This is a genomic window from Viridibacterium curvum (assembly GCF_039544165.1).
Classification (GTDB): Bacteria; Pseudomonadota; Gammaproteobacteria; order Burkholderiales; family Rhodocyclaceae; genus Viridibacterium; species Viridibacterium curvum.
Genome location: NZ_BAABLD010000008.1, coordinates 569903 through 590528, shown reverse-complemented (window position 1 = coordinate 590528; position 20626 = coordinate 569903). Strand labels below are relative to the sequence as shown.

The 20626-nt window shown below is 64.2% G+C and carries 15 protein-coding genes; 7 read left to right on the top strand and 8 right to left on the bottom strand.

Annotated features, from left to right (window positions below; translation table 11 throughout):
• Positions 1-114: 114 nt before the first annotated feature.
• Entirely contained in the window at positions 115-1278 is a 1164-nt protein-coding gene (locus ABEA02_RS10465; RefSeq protein ID WP_345532882.1) for a D-alanyl-D-alanine carboxypeptidase family protein, read from the top strand.
• 62 nt (positions 1279-1340) lie between these two features.
• On the opposite strand, the gene ABEA02_RS10460 is transcribed toward ABEA02_RS10465, so the two are convergent.
• Together ABEA02_RS10460 and ABEA02_RS10455 are read right to left on the bottom strand one after the other, a co-directional pair.
• Complete coding sequence (locus ABEA02_RS10460; protein ID WP_345532881.1) at positions 1341-2414, bottom strand: type II asparaginase; 1074 nt, start codon at positions 2412-2414, stop codon at positions 1341-1343.
• A gap of 147 nt (positions 2415-2561) precedes the next feature.
• Positions 2562-6011 carry a pectinesterase family protein gene (locus ABEA02_RS10455; RefSeq protein WP_345532880.1) on the bottom strand — a complete coding sequence of 1150 codons (3450 nt, stop codon included), beginning with the start codon at positions 6009-6011 and terminating at the stop codon, positions 2562-2564.
• A 251-nt stretch (positions 6012-6262) separates the two neighbouring features.
• On the opposite strand from ABEA02_RS10455, the gene ABEA02_RS10450 reads away from it, so the two are divergent.
• From ABEA02_RS10450 to lipA, 3 genes are read left to right on the top strand one after another with little or no spacing between them, the layout of a single operon-like run.
• Positions 6263-6547 (top strand): YbeD family protein, encoded by a 285-nt coding sequence (locus tag ABEA02_RS10450; RefSeq protein ID WP_345532879.1) that lies wholly within the window; start codon positions 6263-6265, stop codon positions 6545-6547.
• A gap of 1 nt (position 6548) precedes the next feature.
• The gene (gene lipB / locus ABEA02_RS10445; RefSeq protein ID WP_345532878.1) at positions 6549-7199 is read left to right on the top strand and encodes a lipoyl(octanoyl) transferase LipB; all 651 of its coding nucleotides are present in this window, start codon (positions 6549-6551) and stop codon (positions 7197-7199) included.
• A gap of 51 nt (positions 7200-7250) precedes the next feature.
• Complete coding sequence (gene lipA / locus ABEA02_RS10440; RefSeq protein WP_345532877.1) at positions 7251-8195, top strand: lipoyl synthase; 945 nt, start codon at positions 7251-7253, stop codon at positions 8193-8195.
• A 52-nt stretch (positions 8196-8247) separates the two neighbouring features.
• Here the strand turns inward: lipA and ABEA02_RS10435 are convergent, their stop codons facing one another.
• Entirely contained in the window at positions 8248-10656 is a 2409-nt protein-coding gene (locus ABEA02_RS10435) for a bifunctional diguanylate cyclase/phosphodiesterase (RefSeq protein ID WP_345532876.1), read from the bottom strand.
• A gap of 358 nt (positions 10657-11014) precedes the next feature.
• On the opposite strand from ABEA02_RS10435, the gene ABEA02_RS10430 reads away from it, so the two are divergent.
• Entirely contained in the window at positions 11015-12829 is a 1815-nt protein-coding gene (locus ABEA02_RS10430) for a pectate lyase family protein (protein ID WP_345532875.1), read from the top strand.
• Between the two features lie 153 nt (positions 12830-12982).
• Here the strand turns inward: ABEA02_RS10430 and ABEA02_RS10425 are convergent, their stop codons facing one another.
• The 4 genes from ABEA02_RS10425 to ABEA02_RS10410 all read right to left on the bottom strand — a co-directional run bounded on the left by ABEA02_RS10425 (position 12983) and on the right by ABEA02_RS10410 (position 17693).
• Entirely contained in the window at positions 12983-14152 is a 1170-nt protein-coding gene (locus tag ABEA02_RS10425) for a serine hydrolase domain-containing protein (RefSeq protein WP_345532874.1), read from the bottom strand.
• Between the two features lie 65 nt (positions 14153-14217).
• Positions 14218-15003 (bottom strand): formate dehydrogenase accessory sulfurtransferase FdhD, encoded by a 786-nt coding sequence (fdhD, locus tag ABEA02_RS10420; RefSeq protein ID WP_345532873.1) that lies wholly within the window; start codon positions 15001-15003, stop codon positions 14218-14220.
• Complete coding sequence (locus tag ABEA02_RS10415; protein WP_345532872.1) at positions 15000-15248, bottom strand: hypothetical protein; 249 nt, start codon at positions 15246-15248, stop codon at positions 15000-15002. The genes fdhD and ABEA02_RS10415 overlap by 4 nt, the downstream gene beginning before the upstream one ends.
• Positions 15249-15458: 210 nt before the next feature.
• The gene (locus tag ABEA02_RS10410; RefSeq protein WP_345532871.1) at positions 15459-17693 is read right to left on the bottom strand and encodes an FdhF/YdeP family oxidoreductase; all 2235 of its coding nucleotides are present in this window, start codon (positions 17691-17693) and stop codon (positions 15459-15461) included.
• 117 nt (positions 17694-17810) lie between these two features.
• On the opposite strand from ABEA02_RS10410, the gene ABEA02_RS10405 reads away from it, so the two are divergent.
• Positions 17811-18479 (top strand): HAD hydrolase-like protein, encoded by a 669-nt coding sequence (locus tag ABEA02_RS10405; protein ID WP_345532870.1) that lies wholly within the window; start codon positions 17811-17813, stop codon positions 18477-18479.
• Here ABEA02_RS10405 and ABEA02_RS10400 read toward each other — a convergent pair.
• Positions 18476-19285, bottom strand: a complete 810-nt coding sequence (locus ABEA02_RS10400; protein ID WP_345532868.1) for a class I SAM-dependent methyltransferase — start codon at positions 19283-19285, stop codon at positions 18476-18478. The two genes, ABEA02_RS10405 and ABEA02_RS10400, sit on opposite strands and share 4 nt — an antisense overlap.
• A gap of 114 nt (positions 19286-19399) precedes the next feature.
• Here ABEA02_RS10400 and ABEA02_RS10395 point away from each other — a divergent pair, with 114 nt between their 5' ends.
• Positions 19400-20623 carry a citrate synthase family protein gene (locus tag ABEA02_RS10395; protein ID WP_345532867.1) on the top strand — a complete coding sequence of 408 codons (1224 nt, stop codon included), beginning with the start codon at positions 19400-19402 and terminating at the stop codon, positions 20621-20623.
• The last annotated feature ends 3 nt before the right edge of the window (positions 20624-20626 follow it).

Sequence of the window (20626 nt, the reverse complement as noted above, 5' to 3'; positions counted from 1 at the left end):
CACAGCGCGGTGAATGTCGCACCCTATAATCGCGAACCCCGGCCGTCCTGGACGGTCTGACGACTTCCTTTCCCGCCTTTCCTTTTCCGCCTTCCTTTTTCGCCTTCTACCGTTGTGAAGATCAAATCCCTGCTGTTCGCCCTGATTGTGGCCTCTGCCTGCCAGCCCGTCCTTGCCCAGACACCGGCTGCCGCGGCCCCCACGGCTCCTGTTCCGCCCCACCTCGACGCACGCGCCTGGCTGCTACTTGATACCGGCAGCAATCAGATCCTGACCAGCGAAAAACCCGACATGCGTGCCGAACCGGCCTCGCTGACCAAGTTGATGACCGCTTACGTCGTGTTCAACGCACTCAAGTCCAAGGCCATCACGCTGGACCAGACCGTACCGGTCTCCGAGAATGCCTGGCGAATGGTCAAGTCCGGCTCGGCCATGTTCATCGAGCCGCGCAAGCCGGTGACCGTGCGCGAGCTGCTGCAGGGGGTGATCGTGCAGTCCGGCAACGATGCCTGCATTGCGTTGGCCGAGCTGGTCGCGGGTAGCGAAGCCAATTTCGTTGTGCTGATGAATCGCGAAGCGCAGCGCCTTGGCCTTGCCAACACCCAGTTCCGCAACGCCACCGGCCTCACCGAGTCGGGTCACTACAGCTCGCCGCGCGACATGGCCAGCATTGCGGCCGCCATCATTCGCGACCACGCGGAATTCTTCCCGATCTACTCGCAGAAGGAATTCCGCTACAACAAGATCAACCAGCCCAACCGTAACCGCTTGTTGTGGCTGGACCCGACCGTGGACGGCATGAAGACCGGCCACACCGACGCCGCCGGTTACTGCCTGGTGTCAACGGCGCGTCGTGGTCCGCGTCGCCTCATCTCGGTGGTCATGGGGACGGCGTCTGACAATGCCCGCACGCTCGCCTCGCAGCAGCTGCTCAACTTCGGCTTCCTGAACTTCGACTCGGTGCGCTTCTATGGCGCCAACCAGCCCGTACGCAAGCTGCAGGTCTGGCAGGGCCAGCAGGACGAGGTCGAGGTGGGGGTGGCCCAGGACCTCGTGCTTGCCGTGCCGCGTGATCGCAGCAAGGACGTCAAGCTGCAGTTCGATGCCGTGACCCCGGTTCTCAAGGCACCTGTCAGCAAGGGCGCTGCGCTGGGCCGCATCACGCTGAGCCTGGATGGCAAGTCGCTGGGCGAATTCCCCGTCGTTGCGCTGCAGGACGTTGCTCAGGCCGGCATCGTCGGTCGTTCGGTAGACGCGGTGAAGCTCTGGTTCCGCTGAGGCAACAACGCGCACGAAAAAGCCCGCTCGTGAGCGGGCTTTTTCATGGTCGATATCTTCCTTCAGTATTCCCAGAAGATACGCTGCAGCTCCTTGGTGTCGCTGGTCTTCGTCAACGCCAGCATGGCGAGGATGCGCGCTTTCTGTGGCTTGTGGTCGTGCGCCACCACCCAGTCGTACTTGTCATCGGGCTGCTCGGAATTGCGCAGCACGAAGCCTTCCGGCACACGCGCTGAGCGAATGATGTGCACGCCTTTGGCCCGCAGACCCTGCAACACCGGCACGATGCGATCAGCCACTGAGCCGTTGCCGGTGCCGGCGTGGATGAGGGCCTTGTCCTTGCCGAACGCCTCATACGCTGTGGCGGGCACGCTGCCGTAGGCATAGACGATGTCGACATCAGGCAGGCTGTCGATCTTGTCGATGTCGAATTCCGAATTCATCGTGTGGCGCTTCACCGGCGCACGGAACCAGTAAGCCTTGCCCTCGACGTTCATGCCCAGCGGACCCCACTGGCTGTTGAAGGCATTGGTCACGATGTTGATGGTCTTCGATACATCACGCGCGCTGAAGATCTGGTCATTCATGGTCACCAGCACGCCCTTGCCCTTGGCGCTCGGGTTGGCCGCCACGCTCACCGCGTTGTAGAGGTTGAGCATGCCGTCGGCCGACATGGCCGTGCCGGGCCGCATCGAGCCGACGACCACGATGGGCTTGTCGGTACGCACGGTCAGGGTCAGGAAGAAGGCCGTCTCCTCCAGCGTGTCGGTGCCGTGCGTGATCACGATGCCGTCGACATCGGCTTGCCTGGCGAGCGCCGAGACGCGCTTGGCCAGCGTCAGCAGGTGGGCGTTGGTGAAGCTCTCCGAAGCGATCTGGAAAACCTGTTCGCCGCGCACGCTTGCGACGTCCTTGAGTTCAGGCACGCCAGCGATGAGTTTGTCGACTGGCACCTTGGCGGCCTGGTAGGTCGCGCTGTTGGCCGCCGTGGCGCCGGCCCCCGCAATGGTGCCGCCGGTGGCCAGAATCACCACATTGGGTTTGCTTTGGGCAAGTGCCGCGAGACTGAGAAAACTGAGGCAAACCGCCGCCAGCGTGTGGCGGGCTGCGCGGCGAACGATAGATGAAGCAAGCATGAAGAGCCTCCGGGGTGAGTAGGAGGTCTTACTCTAGCAATCGGGATACCAGAAACGTTCGGGCTACGTGAAACTACGGAGCCCCATGACACGCGCAACAAAAAGCCCGCCGGGTGGCGGGCTATTTGTCATGCATGCAGCCGCGCGTCAGGGTGACGACGTGGTCAGTGACACATTGTCGAAGCTGCTGGTCGAGGTGACCGTGGCGCTGCCGGATACGCCCACCAGACCGATGTACACCGTGCTACCCAGCGCTGTGTAGCCGGTGGCGGTGAAGTCCTGCGACTTCGTACCCAACCAGGTCACGCCATCAGTCGAGTACGACACCGTGATGATCTGACCGACGCGGGCCAGACGAATCCATACCGGTTGCGTGGTGAGCGGCGTGGTGTAGCCCAGACTCGACGAGCTGACAGAGGCGTTGTCGGTGATGCGTTGTTCCCATTGCAGGCGCGGGATGCCGCGCATCAGGATGCCGTAATAGCGCGAGTTGATATCCAGGCTGTTACGAACCATCAGTCCTGCGCGGATGTTGCCCGTCGACAGGCCGCTCGGGATCTCCTGTGACAGCATGCGTGCGACCATCGTGAAGTCGCCCGTCACAGTCGTATACGCGTACTCCATGCTGTCCGAGTTGAGCGAACTGGACGCGCTGCTGCTTGCCACACCCAGACTGCCCGCGCCCACCAGCGTGTAGACCTGCGTCGCGACCGTGCCGCTGCTGGTACTGCTGCTGCTTGAGGTGAAGGTTGTCGTCGCGGTGTTCGGCAGGCCGCCGGTGGTGAAGGCATTGGTCAGCGGCGTGGCGCCGCTGATGACCACATCTGTGGTGCCTGGGGTGGGCGTTACGCTGGAGCTGCTCGACGACGAACTGCTCGACGAGGACGAACTGCTGCTCGAAGACGACGATACGCTGCTGGCGCTCGACGACGAGCCGCTGGACTTCGCGGCCTCATCCCAGTTCCGGTACTCGGTGAGGTAGGGCTGCGTGCTGCCGTTGCTGTAGACAGTCGCCGTGCCGCCGATGGCCTTGGCACTCCACGGGCCCGTGGAGAGTGCGATGTGCTTGCCCAGCACCGAGTTGCGCACGAAGGTCTTGCCCGGTGCGTCGGTGGTGCTGTCGTCCCACTGACGCGCGAGGAAGATACTGTCCGCCGTCGTGCTGCTGTCGGCGAGGAACACGCTGTTGTTGAACAGCAGGCCTACGGTCTGTGTCGCCTGCGTCGTCGAGGGCGAGGTGATCGAGGTGCCGCTGGGCTTGCGCGTGCCGATGGTGCGGATCGTGCTGCCTTCGAATACGCCGATGCCGGCGCCGAAGATGAAGTCCACGTCGCCGCTGATGTCGCTGCCCGTGACGAAGACGCGCTTGCCGCTGTTGGCGAGATAGAGCGTGTCCTGGTTGCCGAGCAGACGCACGCCGTCGAGCACGATCTTGTCGGCCTTGTCGATCATGATCGCGACGGCCTGGTCGTTGGTGCCCACTTCGGCCCAGGCATTCTCGACCGTGATGTTCACGAGCTGGAAGCCGTTGTTGCGCACACGCATCGTGGCCGAGCATTCCTTGCCCACGGCGCTGGTCTTGCCCGAGGCCGTGCACAGCGTGTAGAGCGCCTTGGCATCCGTGTTGCCGTTGTAGACCGAGGTGTCAGCGGTAGCACCGACGAAGGCCGTGTAGGCGCTTGACGGGCTGCCTTGCGACAAGGCGTTGTAGATGCGCACCTTGGTTGCATCGCTCTCGGTGCTGTAGAGCGTGACGGCCGTGGTGGCCGAGCTGGCGACGATGAGTTGCTCGTTGTAGTCGCCTGCCTTCACGCGGATATAGACACGTGTGGCGGTGCTGGTCGAGGCATCGTTGAGTGCGGACTGGATCGTGGTGTGCGTACCGCTGCCATCCTTGGCCACGGTGTAGTCGGCCGTGAAGCCAGCTGGGTAGAGGCGGCCGGCATTGGGCTGACCGGCGTTGACCGATTGCGGCGCCCAGGCGTCGGAGCCGGCGAGCGCCTTGGCTACGGTGAAGTTGCCAGCGGCGGTATCGTCCAGCATCGGACGCGTGCCACTGGCCGTGGCCACCGGCAGCTTGCCGGCGCCGGCGTAGGCGAGGTTGTGTTCGCGCACGGCGGCAGCGGTGCTGCCCAGGGTGTAGGCGTAAGGCGGCGTCCAGCCCAGTACGTTGGTGTAGGGCGCCACCGTGAAGCCACTGCTGGTGCCGGCGGCCTGAGCGCTGCTGTAACGCGCCTCGAGGGCTGCCTTGGCGGCGGCTTCGAGGTCGGCCGAGGCCGCCACGCCGTTGTACCAGGAGCCGACGTCCTTGAACTGGTAGCCGTTGAGGTTGGAGATGATCCGCGACACGCTGGCCTTGGAGCCGGCGAGGTCGAAGACGTTGCCTTCGGACAGGATGCGCGACTCCGCGCCCATGCCGATGTAGTAGCTCATCGGATAGTCGGTGCTGTCGGTGTTGCCGTCGAAGTAGTTGTTGTAGACGTGGATCTGGCCGAAACGCGCGCGCGGTGCGCGTTGCGTGATGCTCTGCCAGATGTTGTTGCTGAAGGTCAGGCGGTTGTAGGCACGTTCCTTGGTGCCGTTGCCGTCACCCGAGCCGCCAACCATGTTGGTCTTGTCGTGGTTCTTGAAGATCGAGTACGAGACGGTCACGTAGTCCGAGCTGTCCTCGATGTCGAGCAGGCCGTCGTGACGCTGCACTTCCTTGGTCACGCCGTTGATGGTGCGCACTTCCTTGCTGTCGAAGTTGGCGCCGTCGCTGAAGGTGCAGTGGTCAATCCAGATCTGCTTGCCGGTGACCATGGAGATCGCCTTGTACTTGGCGTTCCACTCTTCCTTGCCCACGGTATTGGTGTAGGCGGGTGCCAGGTCCTGCGGTGCCTGGAATTCGAGATTGCGGATGACGATGTTGCTGGTCGCGTTGATCGAGAAGTAGCCGTCGATCAGCTTTGCGTCCGCACCGACGCCCATGATCGTGGTGTTCGAGGGGATGATGAACTGGATCTGCGCCTTCTGCAGGTTCTGCAAGGTCGTGCGCGCTGACGACAGCTTGCTGATCGCTGTGGCCTCATCCGTGGTGGGTGTGTAGGACGGATCGACGCTCTTTACGTACAGGTTGAAGTCGTAGTTGGCGGCTGTCGCGTTGAGGCTCTTGTAGTACGCCTCATCGGCAAACTTGCCGTTGCCCAGATCGGTACCCCAGATGGTCCCGACAACGTAGATGATCTTGGGCTCGCTCTTTGCGGCTGATGAGTTCGTGGCGTAGGTCGCGCTGTTGCGGTTCTCCAGCGCGGCATTGAGCTCGGCGCGGTTGTGCACGACGTAGATGTTGCTGGTCGGCGCCGAGGCGCCACCCGTGGTGCCGGCGCCTTGCGAGGCCCAGCCGGTGACTTCGGTGGTGACCGTCAGCGTGGCCGAGGTGCTCGTCGAGCTGCCGGCCGCTGACGAGGTGCTGCCGGTTGCACCGCCGCTGCTGCCGCCTCCTCCTCCACCACCACCGCCGCCGCAGGCTGCCAGTAATGCCAGAAGTGTTGCCGCGCAGAATGAACGGAAAAAGGTCGCCGGTTGGCCTCCGGCAAGGCGTACAGGGTGCTGCATCTTCGACTCCTCCACAAACCGTGTCCTGACGGACCGGCTGCTGATTTGAGTGATGCCGCAGGCATCACCATTTGGTGCCGCGATTGTACTGAGCCAAGTGACCGGAAACATTTTGCTGCACTGCGATTTTTTACAGAACTGGAAAAATCGCCGGACGGTCTCACTTGTGACCCATGTACGAGTCGGGAGACAATTCCGGGCCCACCCCGGAAGTCCTCCGGCTGAGCCCTTTTTGTCGCCAGCCGCATGCCATGTCACAGAACACGCCTCAGACCCGTCCCGACACCCTGCTCGAATTCCCCTGCGACTTCCCGCTCAAGATCATGGGCGAACGCGTCGACGGCTTCGCCCAGACCGTGCTCGAAGTCGTGCAGCGCCATGCGCCCGACTTCGACGGCAACAGCATGGAGATGCGCCCCTCGTCGACAGGCAAGTACCTGTCGCTGACCTGCACCATCCGCGCCACCTCCAAACCGCAGCTGGATGCCCTTTACACCGAGCTGTCCGGTCATCCGATGGTGAAAGTCGTCCTCTGACATGCCACGGCTGGAGATCCACCGGCTGGGCTTGGTGCCCTACGAGCCCACTTTTGCCGACATGAAAGCTTTGACCGCCATGCGCGGCCCGGAAACCCCGGACCAGTTGTGGTTGTTGCAGCACCCCCCCGTCTATACACTCGGCCTCGCCGGCAAACCGGAACACCTGCTCGAGGCCAGTGAAGTGCCGCTGGTCAAGATCGACCGCGGCGGCCAGATCACCTATCACGGCCCCGGTCAGGCAGTGATCTACCTGCTGATCGACCTCGCGCGCCGCAAGCTGATGGTGCGTCAGATGGTCAATCTGATGGAACAGGCCGTCATCGACATGCTGGCTGGACTGGGCATTGCGGCCGAGCGGCGCGAGGGCGCGCCGGGCGTGTATGTCGGAGAGGCCAAGATTGCCGCGCTGGGCATCAAGATCACACGCGGCTGCAGTTATCACGGTCTGGCCTTGAACGTGGACATGGATCTTGCGCCGTTCAGCCGCATCAATCCCTGCGGTTACGAAGGCCTGGCCTGCACGCAGCTGGCTGATCTCGGCATTGCGCTGAGCGTTGATGAGGCGCACAGCCTGCTGGCCGCACAACTGGAAAAATTGCTGGAAGAGCGGTTCCCCCTGACAATCGAAGCAGCCGGATTTTCCAACTGAGGCTGCCTGAAGTTTTGACAAGCCCCCAGCCCCGGGGCAGGAAAGTGAAGCATGGAACAGAACGTGAAGAAGCAGCGCGGCGAACTCAAGACGGCGCGTATCCCGATCAAGATCGTGCCCGCCGAAAAGCTGCGCAAGCCGGACTGGATCCGCATCAAGATCGGCAACAGTGAGGAGACCGCGCGCTTCAACGAGATCAAGGACACCTTGCGCGAGCACAAGCTGCACACGGTGTGCGAAGAGGCGTCCTGCCCCAACATCCACGAATGCTTCGGCAAGGGCACGGCCACCTTCATGATCATGGGTGACATCTGCACGCGGCGTTGCCCGTTCTGCGACGTGGGTCACGGCAAGCCCGATCCGCTCAACCAGGACGAGCCGCGCGATCTCGCCAAGACAATCGCCGCCATGCGCCTCAAGTACGTCGTGATCACCTCGGTTGACCGCGACGACCTGCGCGACGGCGGCGCCCAGCACTTCGTCGACTGCATCACCGAAACCCGCCGCGCCTCGCCCAACACCACCATCGAAGTGCTGGTGCCGGATTTCCGTGGCCGCATGGACATCGCGCTGAAGATCTTCGCCGAGGCGACGCCTGACGTGATGAACCACAACCTCGAAACCGTGCCGCGTCTCTACAAGGCCGCGCGACCCGGTTCCGACTACGCGCACTCGCTGATGCTGCTCAAGAACTTCAAGGCCAACCACCCCGAGGTACTGACCAAGAGCGGTCTCATGGTCGGCCTGGGCGAGACCGATGAAGAGATTCTCGAAGTGATGCGCGACATGCGCGCGCACGACGTAGACATGCTCACCATCGGCCAGTACCTGCAACCCTCGCAGGGCCACCTGCCGGTGCTGCGCTACGTGCACCCTGACGTCTTCAAGATGTTCGAGACCGAAGCGCTGAAGATGGGCTTCAAGAACGCAGCCTGCGGTCCGATGGTGCGTTCGAGCTACTGGGCCGACCAGCAGGCGCACGGCGCCGGCGTCTGAGTGGTGTGCGACGTTGATTGCGGTCAGCGTCGCATGCTGAGCAGGGCCGGCATCAAGCCGGCATGTTGCTCAGCAGTCGGGCAATGTCCGTCGCCGCAACCGGGCGTGAGAACAGGTAGCCCTGATAGGCGTCGCATCCGAGCTCGCGCAGGATGTCGAGCTGCGCGTCGGTTTCGACACCTTCCGCAACGGTGCGCAGCGTGAGTTTGCGCGCAAGGGTCTGAATGGCATCGACGATGGCGCGGTCGTTCTCGTCGGTCTCGATTTCGCCGATGAATGAGCGGTCAATCTTCAGTTTGTGCACCGGCAAGCGCTTGAGGTAACTCAGCGAGGAGTAGCCGGTGCCGAAATCATCGATGGAGAATTGCACGCCCAGCTCGGTGAGCTGGTGCATGGTGTTGAGCGCCCCCTGCGCGTCCTGCATCACCATGCTCTCGGTGATTTCGAGCTGCAGGCTGGCGGGATTGCAGCCGCTGCTCTGCAAGGCGTCGCGCACCGTGGCGACCAGACTCGGGTCGGCGAACTGCCGGATCGACAGGTTCACCGCGATCTGCAGCGTGTCGTAACCCTGGTCCTGCCAGCGCCGGGCCTGACGGCAGGCCTCCTGCAGCACCCACTCGCCGATCGGTACGATGAGGCCGGTCTCTTCCGCAACCGGGATGAACTGTGCCGGAGGCACGAGGTTGCCTTGCGACGGCTGCCAGCGCAGCAGAGCCTCGACCGAGGTCACGCGGCCACTCTTCAGCTCGACGATGGGCTGGTAGTGCAGCAGGAATTCGCTGTGGGCGAGGGCATTGCGCAGGCCGGCCTCGGTCTGCAGGCGGGCGCGGGCGCTGTGCGTCATGGACGAAGTGAACAGCTCGACAGTGTTGCCACCCATGTCCTTGGCCTGGTACATGGCCATGTCCGCGTTGCGCAGCAAGGTTTCACCGGCCTCGCTGTCGAGCGGATAGACGCTGACGCCGATGCTGACGCTGCTGTTGATGATGTGGCCTTCGACCGTTACCGGTTGCGACATGGCGTGCAGGATCTTTCGGGTGATGGGCTGCACGTCGTCAACGCTGGCCATGTCGCTGAGCACGATCACGAACTCATCACCCCCCATGCGCGCGACCGTGTCTCCGGGCCGCACACATTCCGCGAGGCGTCTGGCTGTCTCTTTCAGCAGCATGTCGCCCTTGCTGTGGCCCAGGCTGTCGTTGATGGTCTTGAAGCGGTCGAGGTCCAGCATCAGCACGGCGGCCATGCGATGCGCGCGGTGGGCATAGATCAGGGCCTGATCGAGGCGGTCGTGCATCAGGTTACGGTTGGCGAGACCGGTCAGGCTGTCGTAATTGGCCTGCCGTTCCAATGCCGCGTGGGTGCGCGACAGCTCTGCGTGCTGTGTCTGCAAGGAGCGGGCGAGGCGGTCCAGTGCGCTCATCACCTTGCCAAGCTCGCCGCGCGGGTAATCGGGGCCGATCTCGGTGTCGAAGCTGCCCTGGTCGAGGTGCGAGATGGCCGTCATCAGTCGTGCCGTCTGCCGTCGTACGGCAAACTCCGCCAGCGCCGCCGCAGCAAGGAAGAGCGCCGCCGAAATCGCCAACATGCCCAACAGGGTGCGCCTGAAGTGGTTGTCGACCTGCGCATAGAGCTCCACCTCCGGCAGGCTCAACCCCAGGCGCAGCCCGGTGTCGCGGGTGCGCGGCAGTGTGGCGGTAGCCCAGATGCGTGCGTCTTGCCCCATGCCTACCGTATTCACGGTACCGGCCTTGCCGGATAACAGCAGCTTGTCTTGGTCGGGCGTCGATTGAGGGCGAGCATCGGGGCCGTTGAAGCCACCGGGCTCGCGCAGGATCAGGTTGCCCTTACCGTCCCAGATCTGCAGCCCCATGTTGGGGTAGGGCAGGCTGGGCGTGACGGACTGGCCGTAGGCTTCGAGATTGAGCGAGGCCAGCAGCACGAACTTGAGGTCGCCCCCGTCGTCACGCACCGGGTAGGCGATCTGCAATACGCCCTTGCCGGTGAGGCGGCCGAACACGGGCTCCACCACGTGGCGGCGTGCGATGACGGCGCGCTTGAAGTACTCGCGGTCGTTGAGGTCCAGCTTGCGCCCGCTGCGCAGCGAGTCGCAGTGAAGCATGCCGTCGGGGCGAATAGTCAGCAGGCCGGTGTACTGCGGATGTTCCTGCAGCACGGTGGCGAGGAATTCCGAGCAGGCGGCCTTGTCGTTACTTGAGAGGATGGGCACGCGGCCAAGGCCGAAGAGCAGCTGGGCTGTGCCCGCTACCTTGTCGTCGAGATCCTTGGCGATACTGTCGGCGCGTGCCACGAGTTGTGCGTGCGCCTGATCAAGCGCGGCGGCGCGCTGCTCAAGCAGCAGCCAGACCACCGTCAGCAGCGGCAGGAAGCTCGCCGCCAGCACCAGCCACAGGATGCGCGCGCGCAGGCTCATGCCGTGACCATCCTGCCCATGGGGCATTGCGACCGCTGCATGGCGGCCGGCCGGCAATACCTGAGGTTGCCTGCTGGGTAGTTGCGGTTCGCCCGCATCGCGTTTCTCTCCTGAGTTCTGGCCGCGCCGGACAATGCGGGGCTCAAACACTGTTTACGGCAGCCCGCCAGGCGACATGACTTCGGCCCGGAATTCTGCACCGCACTACGGGCGGCGCCCGGAAACTTGTGTGAATTGTTGTGTGATACACCGCGTGTGACCGATAACACGCCGCTCGTAATGTTTTAGGCGATTTTTACATTTCATGAGATTCTGAAGTCAGATTTTTACCTACACTCTGCCGGGGCTCGCCGCCTCGCACGCAAAAAGCAGAATCGGAGAAGACATGACGCAGCATTGGCAAGCAGGGCTTGTTGCCCTGGTTACGGGCACCTTGTTGGTGGGGTGCGGTGGAGGTGGCGGCGGTGGAGGCGGCAGTGGAGCCACAGCTGCAGCATCGAGCAGCAGCGTGGCTTCATCGGTTGCCAGCTCGACTGCCTCCAGCAGCAGCTCGGCCGCGTCGTCCGCCACTTCGTCGTCCGTGTCCTCTTCATCCTCGGTGGCGGCATCCAGCAGTTCCAGCAGCAGCGTCGCCAGCTCGTCGAGCTCCTCGGTCTCCAGCAGCGCAACCAGCTCTGCGGCCAGCTCGCTGATCACTTCGCTCGGGGTCACCGGCTGGGCCGCAGTGGGCACCAACAACCTTGGCACCACCGGCACGACAGGCGGTCATGGTGCAACGAGCAGCAAGACCTACACGGTCACCAACCGCAACGAACTGATCCAGGCGCTCTATGGCGGCACCGCCACCATCAATGCAGATGGCAGCTTCAGCGGCACCCTCGACAGCAGCAAGAAGCTCATCTACGTGTCGGGCACCATCAGCCTCAACATGAACAAGGCGCTGACCGAGCTGACTGCCGACGATTACGTGGCGAACACCAACTCGGGCGGCTGCGCGGCGTCAGGGGTCAGCTACACCTCGGGCACCTACACCAGCGAGAGCGCTTTCTGGACGGCCTATTACGCGGCCTATCGCCCCAGCGTATGGGGCACCTCGGCGTCCAACTCGGCGACCACCACGCCGACCGGCACGGCTGAAAACGCGCGCCTCTGCTACGCCGCCCTGCAGAAGAAGGTCGTGTATCTGAGCATTCCCTCGAACACCTCCATCCTCGGCATCGGCAGTACGGCCAAGATCATCCACGGCACGCTGGCCATCGGCGCATCAAGCAGCGCGCGCGTCGATAACATTGTCATCCGCAACATCGCTTTCGAAGACTCGTTCGACTTCTTCCCGCAGTGGGACCCGACCGACTCCAGCACCGGGCGCTGGAATTCGGCCTACGACAACGTCTCCGTCATGTATGCCGATCACGTCTGGCTCGACCACAACGAGTTCAGCGACGGCAGTGGCGCGCGCTTCGACAGCCAGTATCCCTCGCCCTTTACCGAGACCTTCAACGGCGTCGACTACGGCAGCTCGTCCAACGCCTTGCTATTCCACGTGCAGCACCACGACGGCTTGTCGGACATCACCAAGAACGCCAACTACGTGACCTCGTCGTACAACTACTATCACGACCACGACAAGTCCCTGCTCATCGGCGGCACTGACACAGCGAGCCTCACGGGCGAAAACCCTGGCGCGCTGAAGATCACCTTCAACCACAACCATTTCAAGAACCTGCGCCAGCGCCAGCCGCGCGTGCGCTACGGCATGGTGCACATCTACAACAACTACTTCAGCAACAGCACCAGTGCAGCCGACTACCCCTGGTCTGCGGGCTGGGTGGCGGCGCAGGGCGGCAAGATCTACGTCGAGAACAACGTCGCCGACGTCACCGGCGCCTCGGCCAGCAACGTCTACAGCGGCTCGTCGAGCAGCAGCAAGGTCACCAGCTGCGCAGCGCTGTCAGGCATGTTCAGCGAGTACTGCTCGGCCTACGCCTACCATGCCGGCAACGTACTCAATGGCAGCGCGCTGGATGTCAGCGGCGTCTCGGTGACCAACGTCACCACCACCAGCACGCCGTGGTTTGCCACCGGCGCCAGCAGCGGTGCGCCGACAGCGACGCCCTCGACTTTCTATACCTACACGCTGGATGCGACGACGAACCTGTCGACCACCGTGCCGGCCAACGCCGGCGTCGGCAAGCTCTGAGCTGAACCTTGCGCGGCACAAGCCGCACCAGCTCCCCTCCCCCGCCAGCGGGGGAGGGGAGCGGAAGGCAGGTACGCCGCGCGTCAGGTTGGGGGTTTTCATTGCTGCACTGTCAAAGCGTCACGACCGACGCTTTGAGCGCGCGGGTACACCTCACCACAGCGGCGCGATCTCGCCGGGCGGCAATCTGATCTTGCCCGCCGCCTGCCCGAGCAAGCGATCCGTGTCACCTGTGGCCTGATCGCGGTCCGGCCCCGCAACGCGCGAATTGAAGATCACCACGATGTTCCAGCCCGAGGCGTACGAAAGGCCAAGGCTGCTGGTGCCCGGCAGGCTGCCGCTGTGCCAGAGGTTCACGCGCGTGGCGTCCAGCATGCGCGCACGCACGCCCAGCCCGTAGTACACGGGGTTGCCCGCAGACGCGGCGGCCGCTGGGCGACCGTAGAGCTGCGCAAAACTCGCGGCGCTGAGCAGGCTGCGGCCACCATGGTTGCGCAGCGCGGAGAGGAAGCGCACGTAGTCGGCCGCCGTGCTCGTCCATGCGCCAGCACCCCCCAGCGATTCGAAATCGATGCCTGAATAGGCGCTGCCGTTCTCGCTCACATACTCCGGCTCATCATCCTTGCCGCGCAGCGTGGCGAATTCCCACGACCTGATGCCGGCAGGCGCTGCGATGTGGGTCTTCACGAAGTCCACATACTTCTGCCCCGTCGCCTTCTCGATCACCTGCTGGGCGAGGCAGAAATTGATGTTGCCGTAGGAATACAGCTGGCCCGGTTCCGCATCGAGCTTCACATTTGCAAGCCATCTGGCCGCGCTCCCCGGGCAGGCCGGCGTGCGCTCGAACATCGGGTCTTTCGCACGATCAATCGTCCAGCCCGCATGGTTCTGCAAGAGTTGGCGCACGGTGATCTGCAGCACGCGCGGGTCGGCGTACTCGGCAGGGTTGGCAGGGAAACCAAGCAGTTTCACAAAGGGCTGATCGAGATCGAGCTTGCCCTGCTCGGCCGCCTTCAGCGCCGCCACCGCCGTGATCAGCTTGGACATGCTCGCGATGCGCATGCGCTGATCGACCTGCATCGGCGTTTTGCTGAACACGCCCGACTTCGCCAAACCATAGGCCTTGTTGAGCACCAGCCGCCCCTGAAAGGCCACCGCCAGCGTGCCGCCGGGATAGCCGTTGTTCTGCATCAGGGACTGCATGGCCTCATCAAGGGCCTCCATGCCCGGCAGGCTCTGGCCACTCACGGCAACGGGCGTCTGCGCGCTGGCTTGCAAGACACCGACGCAGAACAGGCACAGCAAAACAGGCATACGGAACATCAGGCGTCACTCCAGGCAAGCCAATCGAAAGACCCGACAGACCGCGCCGGGATGAAGCGCCGCACTCAGGCAGACACCTGCCCAGCGCCAGCGTGATAAATCGTCATCGCCGCGCCGCGCGCAAAGCCGATCAGCGTGATGCCGGCATCCTGCGCCAGCGCGACAGCCTTCGCCGACGGTGCCGAGATCGCGGCCACCAGCGGGATGTTGGCACTCGCCGCCTTGTGCAGCATCTCGTACGAAGCGCGCGAGGTCAGCAGCAGCACGCTGCGCGACCAGTCGCCACGCTGCATGGCGCCGACCAGCTTGTCGAGCGCGTTGTGGCGGCCGATGTCCTCGCGCAGCAGCAGCGCGCCGTCCTGCCACAGCGCCGCCGCATGCACCGCGCCCGTGGCGTGGTTGAGCGCCTGCTGCGCCTGCATGGCGGCAAAGCCCTGTTGAATGTCGGCCGCGCGCAGCGTCACGCTGCGCGACACCTGTGCGATGGGCCGTATCGCCTGATCCAGCGACTCCGCGCCGCACAGCCCACAGCCAGTCCGTCCGGTGAGCGCGCGGCGCCGCTCGCGCAGGGCCTGCATGCGCCGCTCGGTGATCTGAAGATCGAGACAGATGCCCTGCGCGGTTTCGCTGATCTCGATATCGCTCAACTCGTGCGCCGCGTCGATGATGCCCTCGGTCAGCGAGAAGCCCAGCGCGAAGTCTTCGAGGTCCTGCGGGCTCGCCATCATCACCGCATGCGAGACGCCGTTGTAGATGAGTGCTACGGCCACCTCGTCAGCGACGCATTCCTCCGTCTCGCGCACCGAACCGGCCTCGAAGCGCCGCGCGCGCAGCGTGTGCGTCGGCTTCATTGCGCTGCCCCGCTCTGCAACAGCGCACGCGCCTTGGCTGTGAGGAAGACGCCCTCGCGACGACCCACCGCACGACGCTCCACCAGCGCCAGTTCGCCCAGCTCGCTCAACACGCGCAGCAGCACGCTCATGGGCACATCCAGACGCTTGCGCAGGGCGGCGGCAGACAAGCCATCCTTGTCCGCGAGCAAGCTGAGGGCGAGGGCGTGGTGGTCATTAATGCGGCAGGTTGGGGTCAATGTCATCGAGTACGGCTCCCCAAGGACTCCGTGGCCCTCATCCCCAACCCTTCTCCCGCAGGGAGAAGGGAGCGAAGAGCCCTCTCCCCGCGGGAGAGGGTTGGGTGAGGGTCAGCCGTGGTGCTTGTCTTGATGGTATTGCCCGTCGGGTGGGCGGCTCCGTGAGCCCGCGCGTCAAAATCGTCGCCACATGCGCGTGGGCACGCCGTGCCCACCCTACGCAAGCTCGGCACTCCGCGACAGCCGCACCGGCACCGACTTCGAGGCCGGCGTGCGCGCTTCGTCCGCAAACGCCCCCAGCGGCACCAGCGCATTGGTCTCGGGGAAGTAGCTGGCGAGGCAGCCGTCCGGAATGTCGTATTCGACGAGCAGGAAGCGCTTCGCCGTGCGTTCGCCGTCGTCCCACACGCTGGTGATGTCCACCCACTCGCCAGCCTTGAGGCCCTGCCGTGCCAGATCTTCGCGATTGATGAAGCACACACGGCGATGCCCATAGACCCCGCGATAGCGGTCATCGAGTCCATACACCGTGGTGTTGTACTGATCGTGGCTGCGCACGGTCATGAGGCGGAAGTCGGATTTCGGGATGATGGGCAGCGCGTGCGTCATGAAGCTCGCGCGTCCGTTGGCCGTTACCCAGCGTCGTTCGCGCGCGCTGTTGCCCAGGTAGAAGCCACCGGGTGCGCGCAGGCGTTCGTTGAAGTGCATGAAGCCGTCGACGACCGCTTCGATCCTGTCGCGGATGCGGCGGTAATCCTCGATGAGCCACAACCAGCGCGTCTTGCTCTGCGGCAGGGTGGCAGCGGCGAGGTGCGCGACGATGGCGGGCTCGGACATCAAATCGGGAGACGCCGGCGGATTCATGCCCTGCGAGATGTGCACCATGCTCATGGAATCTTCGACCGTCACGCCCTGCGGTCCGCTGGCCTGCATGTCGATCTCGGTGCGGCCCAGGCAGGGCAGGATCAGCGCCGCCTTGCCGTGCACGAGGTGCGAGCGGTTGAGCTTGGTCGTCACATGCACGGTGAGGTCGCAGGCGCGCAATGCGTCCCAGGTGCGCTCGGTGTCGGGCGTGGCGGCGGCGAAGTTGCCACCCATGGCGAAGAACACTTTCGCGTTTCCGGCGAGCATGGCCTCGATGGCAGCGACCACATCGAAACCGTGCTTGCGCGGCGGTTCGAAATCGAAGGCTGCACCCAGCTTGTCGAGAAATGCATCAGAAGGCTTCTCGTAGATGCCCATGGTGCGATCACCCTGCACGTTCGAGTGCCCGCGCACCGGGCAGGCGCCCGCACCGGGCTTGCCGATATTGCCGCGCACCAGCAGCAGGTTCACCAGCATCTGGATGGTGGCGACCGAATGCTTGTGCTGGGTGATGCCCATGCCCCAGGTGACGATGGTCGCGCGGCTCTGCATGTAGATCTGCGCCGCTTCCTGGATCTGCGCGTGGGTCAGCCCGCTTGATGCCTCGATGGCCGACCAGTTCTCGGCCAGCACATTGCTGCGGAAGTCGCCGAAGCCCTCGCAGTGTTCGGCGATGAAGGGCACGTCCTCCGCGCCCGCTTCGAGCACCGCCTTGATGATTCCCTTCGCCACAGCGAGGTCGCCGCCGATGGCAGGCTGGTAGTAGTGCGAGGCCAGCTTTGTTTCGCCCCCCATCAGCTCCAGCGGATTCTTGGGGTCGGAGAAACGCTCCAGCCCGCGTTCCTTCAGCGGGTTGAACACCACGATGCGGCAGCCGCGTCGGGCTGCATCGCGCAGTTCGGCGAGCATGCGCGGGTGATTGGTGCCGGGGTTCTGGCCGAAGATGAAAATGGCGTCGGCCCTGGTGAAGTCATCCAGCGTCACCGTGCCCTTGCCCACACCGATCTGCGGCTTCATGCCCGCGCCCGAGGGCTCGTGGCACATGTTCGAGCAGTCCGGCAGATTGTTCGTGCCGAACTCGCGGATGAACAGCTGGTAGAGAAACGCCGCCTCGTTCGACGTGCGCCCCGAGGTGTAGAACACCGCCTGATCGGGATCGGGCAGGGCATTGAGATGCTGCGCCACCGTCGCGAAGGCCTCGGGCCAGCTGATCGGCACATAGCGGTCACTCGCCGCGTCGTAACGCATCGGCTCAGTGAGCCGCCCGTGCGACTCCAGCGTGTAGTCGTCCTGCTGCATCAACGCGTTCACGGTGTGGCGGGCGAAGAACTCGCGTGTCACGCGGTGCGCCGTGGCCTCGGCCGCCACGGCCTTGACGCCGTTTTCGCAGAACTCGAAGCTCGAATGGTGATTCCGGTCGGGCCAGGCACAGCCGGGGCAGTCAAAGCCCTCGGGCTGATTGGCATTGCGCATGGTCGCAAAGCCCTTGGCGACGATGTTCTGCTCCTGCATGGCCGCGAGCGAGGCCTTGAGGGCGTCGAGCCCGCCAGCGGGCTTGGTGTAGACGGCAATTCGTTTGCTGCTCATGAAAAAATTTCCGCTGGACGATGGCGCATTGTCGGCGGCCATTGGGCGGCCGGCAATACGTGTTTTGACGGTGGCGACCAACGTATCATCACGCAGACACCCGCGCAGCCAGGCATCATGACCTCACCCTACGACACCATCTCCTACGATTTCATTCTTTTCGATCTCGACGGCACCATCAGCGACCCCATCGAAGGCATTGGTCGCTCCATCAACTACGCGCTCGAACATTTCGGCTACGCACCACTCGACCGCGCAGCGCAAGTGCCCTGGATAGGCCCGCCGCTGTTTCACAGCTTCAAGGCACACACCGGCGTCGAGGACGAAGCCCACATCAAGGCCCTCATCGCCAAATACCGCGAGCGCTATGGCGACGTGGGCTACGCCGAGAACACGATCTACCCCGGCATCGCCGAAGCTGTCACGGCGCTCGCCGATTCTGGCGTGCCGCTGGGCCTGTGCACCTCCAAGCGCGCCGACTTCGCCGAACGCATCCTCGAACTGTTCGGCCTGCGCCAGCACTTCCGGTTCGTCGATGGTGGCGATATCCACATCGAGAAGTGGGAGCAGATGGCCAGGCTGCGCGAGCGCGGCCTCGTCAGCACACGGTCACTGATGATCGGCGACCGCGAGTTCGACATGATCGCCGCGCACCGCAATGGCCTGTCAGCGGCGGGCGTGCTGTGGGGGTATGGCTCGCGCGAGGAGCTGTCAGCGCATCAGCCCGCGCACTTGCTGACGCAACCGGCGGAGTTGATGCGCTTCGCTGGCACCTCCTCGCCCTAGCACTCGAAGGACTTGTAGCCGATCAGCGCGAATACCCGGTGCGGTGCCAGCAGACGCTCTTGCGGGAAATCGCGCGCCAGCATCGCCGAGTGTTCAGCGTCGAAGGCAGCGACGGCATCGGGAGGCAGACTTGCCGAAATACCCGCGCTCGCCCGGATGCGGCCGCGCCAGCCCTCGTGGCTGTAGGGCACATCAACATCGAAGCTGAACGATTGCAAGGAATGAAAGCCGGCGCCAGAGAAGTCCGCAAACTCCTTCGTGTGGATCCCGTGGCCGCCATGCCCGCCCCAAGCTGGATTGTGCGAACGTATCAGCTGTTCGGTAGCAGCGACGAAGCTGCCAGGCAGCGGCAGCCAGTCGAAGTGTGTACTCAGCAAGATGCCGCCGGGTCGCAACAGGCGCCAGCCTTCGGCCGCCGCGCGCGGCCGATCGAACCAGTGCCAGCACTGACCCGCAGCGACCACATCGAACATCTGTGCAGGCAAGCCGGTATCCTCCGCCCGCGCCGTGACATAGTCGATGCTGACAAGGGCTTCAGCATCCAGCTCCCGCGCTTGTGCCATCAGGTTTTCGGACGGGTCCAGCCCGGTCACACGACAACCGCGCAAGGCGAATCCACGCGCCAGACTCCCTGTGCCGGTACCCAGATCGAGCAGGCGCTGTCCCGCGACGCCGATGCCATGCACGGCCAGACGCGTGAACAAGGCGTCCGGGAAGCCCGCACGATGGCGCCGATAGTCCAGGGCGGCGCGCCCGAAGTCGACGCTGCTGCGTGCTTGTTCCGTGTAGCTTTTCGTGGTCTGCATAGACGTGCTCCGCTGGTGTAAGTACCCACATTCAAGAGTCCCACACCAGAACCGGTCAATCTTGATCGAGCCAATCGACCTCGTCTCCACGCGACGGCAATGTCATCATGGCGCATGTCCCGACTCATCGACTCCAGCGAAGCCGCCACCCTGCTCGGCGTGACGCGGCAGACGCTCTACAGCTACGTCAGCCGCGGGCTGTTGCGCGCACAGTCTGCGACTCACGGCAGTGGCAAGCGTTACCTGCGTAGCGAGGTGGAGCGTCTCGCCCGTCGTGCGCAGCAGGGTCGCAAGCCGCGCGCAGCAGCAGGCAGCACGCTGGACTTCGGCCTGCCCGTGCTGGAGTCTGCGCTGACCCTGATTGCCGATGGCGAGCTCTGGTACCGCGGGCAGCGTGCCGTAGCACTTGCCGCGCAGGCCACGCTTGAGGAGCTGGCCTGTCTGTTCTGGTCCTGTCGTGGCGAAGTTTTCGACGATGTACCGGCAGGTGAGTCGTTGGTGCCCGGCTTACCGGACAGCAGGTCGGAAAATCCGCTCGAAGCCGCCATGCAGCGCTTCACCAGTCTGGCTTCACAACTCGCGCAGCCGGCAAGGACAGCCGATGCAGCGACACACCACGCGCACTGTGCGCAGCTACTGCGCGCGATGGCAGCAGCCTTGCTGGGAAGCGATCTATCCTGCGAGCCGCTGCATCTGCAATGTGCGCGTGCATGGCAAGTTGATGCTGCCGCCGCAGAACGCATTCGCGCTGCGCTGATCCTGTGTGCGGATCACGAACTCAATGCGTCGAGCTTCACCGTGCGCTGTGTCGCATCGACGGGCGCCTCGCTGCACATGGCTTTGTGTGCCGGCCTTGCAGCGCTCTCGGGGCCGCGCCACGGCGTCGCAAGCGAGCGCGTCGAAACCCTGTTGGATAGCCTGATGATGCAATCCGTGCCGACGCATATCGACGCGCTGCTTGCGGCGCGGCCCGCAGGCGCCATACCGGGCTTTGGCCATCGCCTGTATCCGGCAGGCGATCCGCGCGCCGCTTTCATGCTGCGAGGCCTGCCCGACGCGCCTGTGCTGAGCGAGCTGTGCGAGTACGTCGAGCAGCGTTGCGCAGATCGACCCAATCTGGACTTCGGCCTCGTCGTCCTGCGTCGCGCACTGGGTTTGCCGCGTGGCGCAGCCTCCCTGATTTTCTGCCTCGGCCGCACTGTCGGCTGGCTCGCCCACGCACTGGAGCAACGCGATCAAGGGGCGCTCATCCGGCCCCGCGCCCACTACACAGGCAGGCTACCCGAAGCCAGGAGACCGACACCGCAGAATGTGCGAGTGCTGCGTATGGGGCGCTGAGCC

Bases quoted from the DNA above. Each gene is read 5' to 3' on its own strand.
- fdhD (WP_345532873.1), bottom strand. From the start codon at position 15,003: ATGAAGCCGACGCACACGCTGCGCGCGCGGCGCTTCGAGGCCGGTTCG.
- ABEA02_RS10410 (WP_345532871.1), bottom strand. From the start codon at position 17,693: ATGAGCAGCAAACGAATTGCCGTCTACACCAAGCCCGCTGGCGGGCTC.
- ABEA02_RS10395 (WP_345532867.1), top strand. From the start codon at position 19,400: ATGTCCCGACTCATCGACTCCAGCGAAGCCGCCACCCTGCTCGGCGTG.
- ABEA02_RS10435 (WP_345532876.1), bottom strand. From the start codon at position 10,656: ATGCCCCATGGGCAGGATGGTCACGGCATGAGCCTGCGCGCGCGCATC.
- ABEA02_RS10425 (WP_345532874.1), bottom strand. From the start codon at position 14,152: ATGTTCCGTATGCCTGTTTTGCTGTGCCTGTTCTGCGTCGGTGTCTTG.
- ABEA02_RS10400 (WP_345532868.1), bottom strand. From the start codon at position 19,285: ATGCAGACCACGAAAAGCTACACGGAACAAGCACGCAGCAGCGTCGAC.
- ABEA02_RS10415 (WP_345532872.1), bottom strand. From the start codon at position 15,248: ATGACATTGACCCCAACCTGCCGCATTAATGACCACCACGCCCTCGCC.
- ABEA02_RS10405 (WP_345532870.1), top strand. From the start codon at position 17,811: ATGACCTCACCCTACGACACCATCTCCTACGATTTCATTCTTTTCGAT.
- ABEA02_RS10450 (WP_345532879.1), top strand. From the start codon at position 6,263: ATGTCACAGAACACGCCTCAGACCCGTCCCGACACCCTGCTCGAATTC.
- ABEA02_RS10455 (WP_345532880.1), bottom strand. From the start codon at position 6,011: ATGCAGCACCCTGTACGCCTTGCCGGAGGCCAACCGGCGACCTTTTTC.
- lipB (WP_345532878.1), top strand. From the start codon at position 6,549: ATGCCACGGCTGGAGATCCACCGGCTGGGCTTGGTGCCCTACGAGCCC.
- ABEA02_RS10430 (WP_345532875.1), top strand. From the start codon at position 11,015: ATGACGCAGCATTGGCAAGCAGGGCTTGTTGCCCTGGTTACGGGCACC.
- lipA (WP_345532877.1), top strand. From the start codon at position 7,251: ATGGAACAGAACGTGAAGAAGCAGCGCGGCGAACTCAAGACGGCGCGT.
- ABEA02_RS10460 (WP_345532881.1), bottom strand. From the start codon at position 2,414: ATGCTTGCTTCATCTATCGTTCGCCGCGCAGCCCGCCACACGCTGGCG.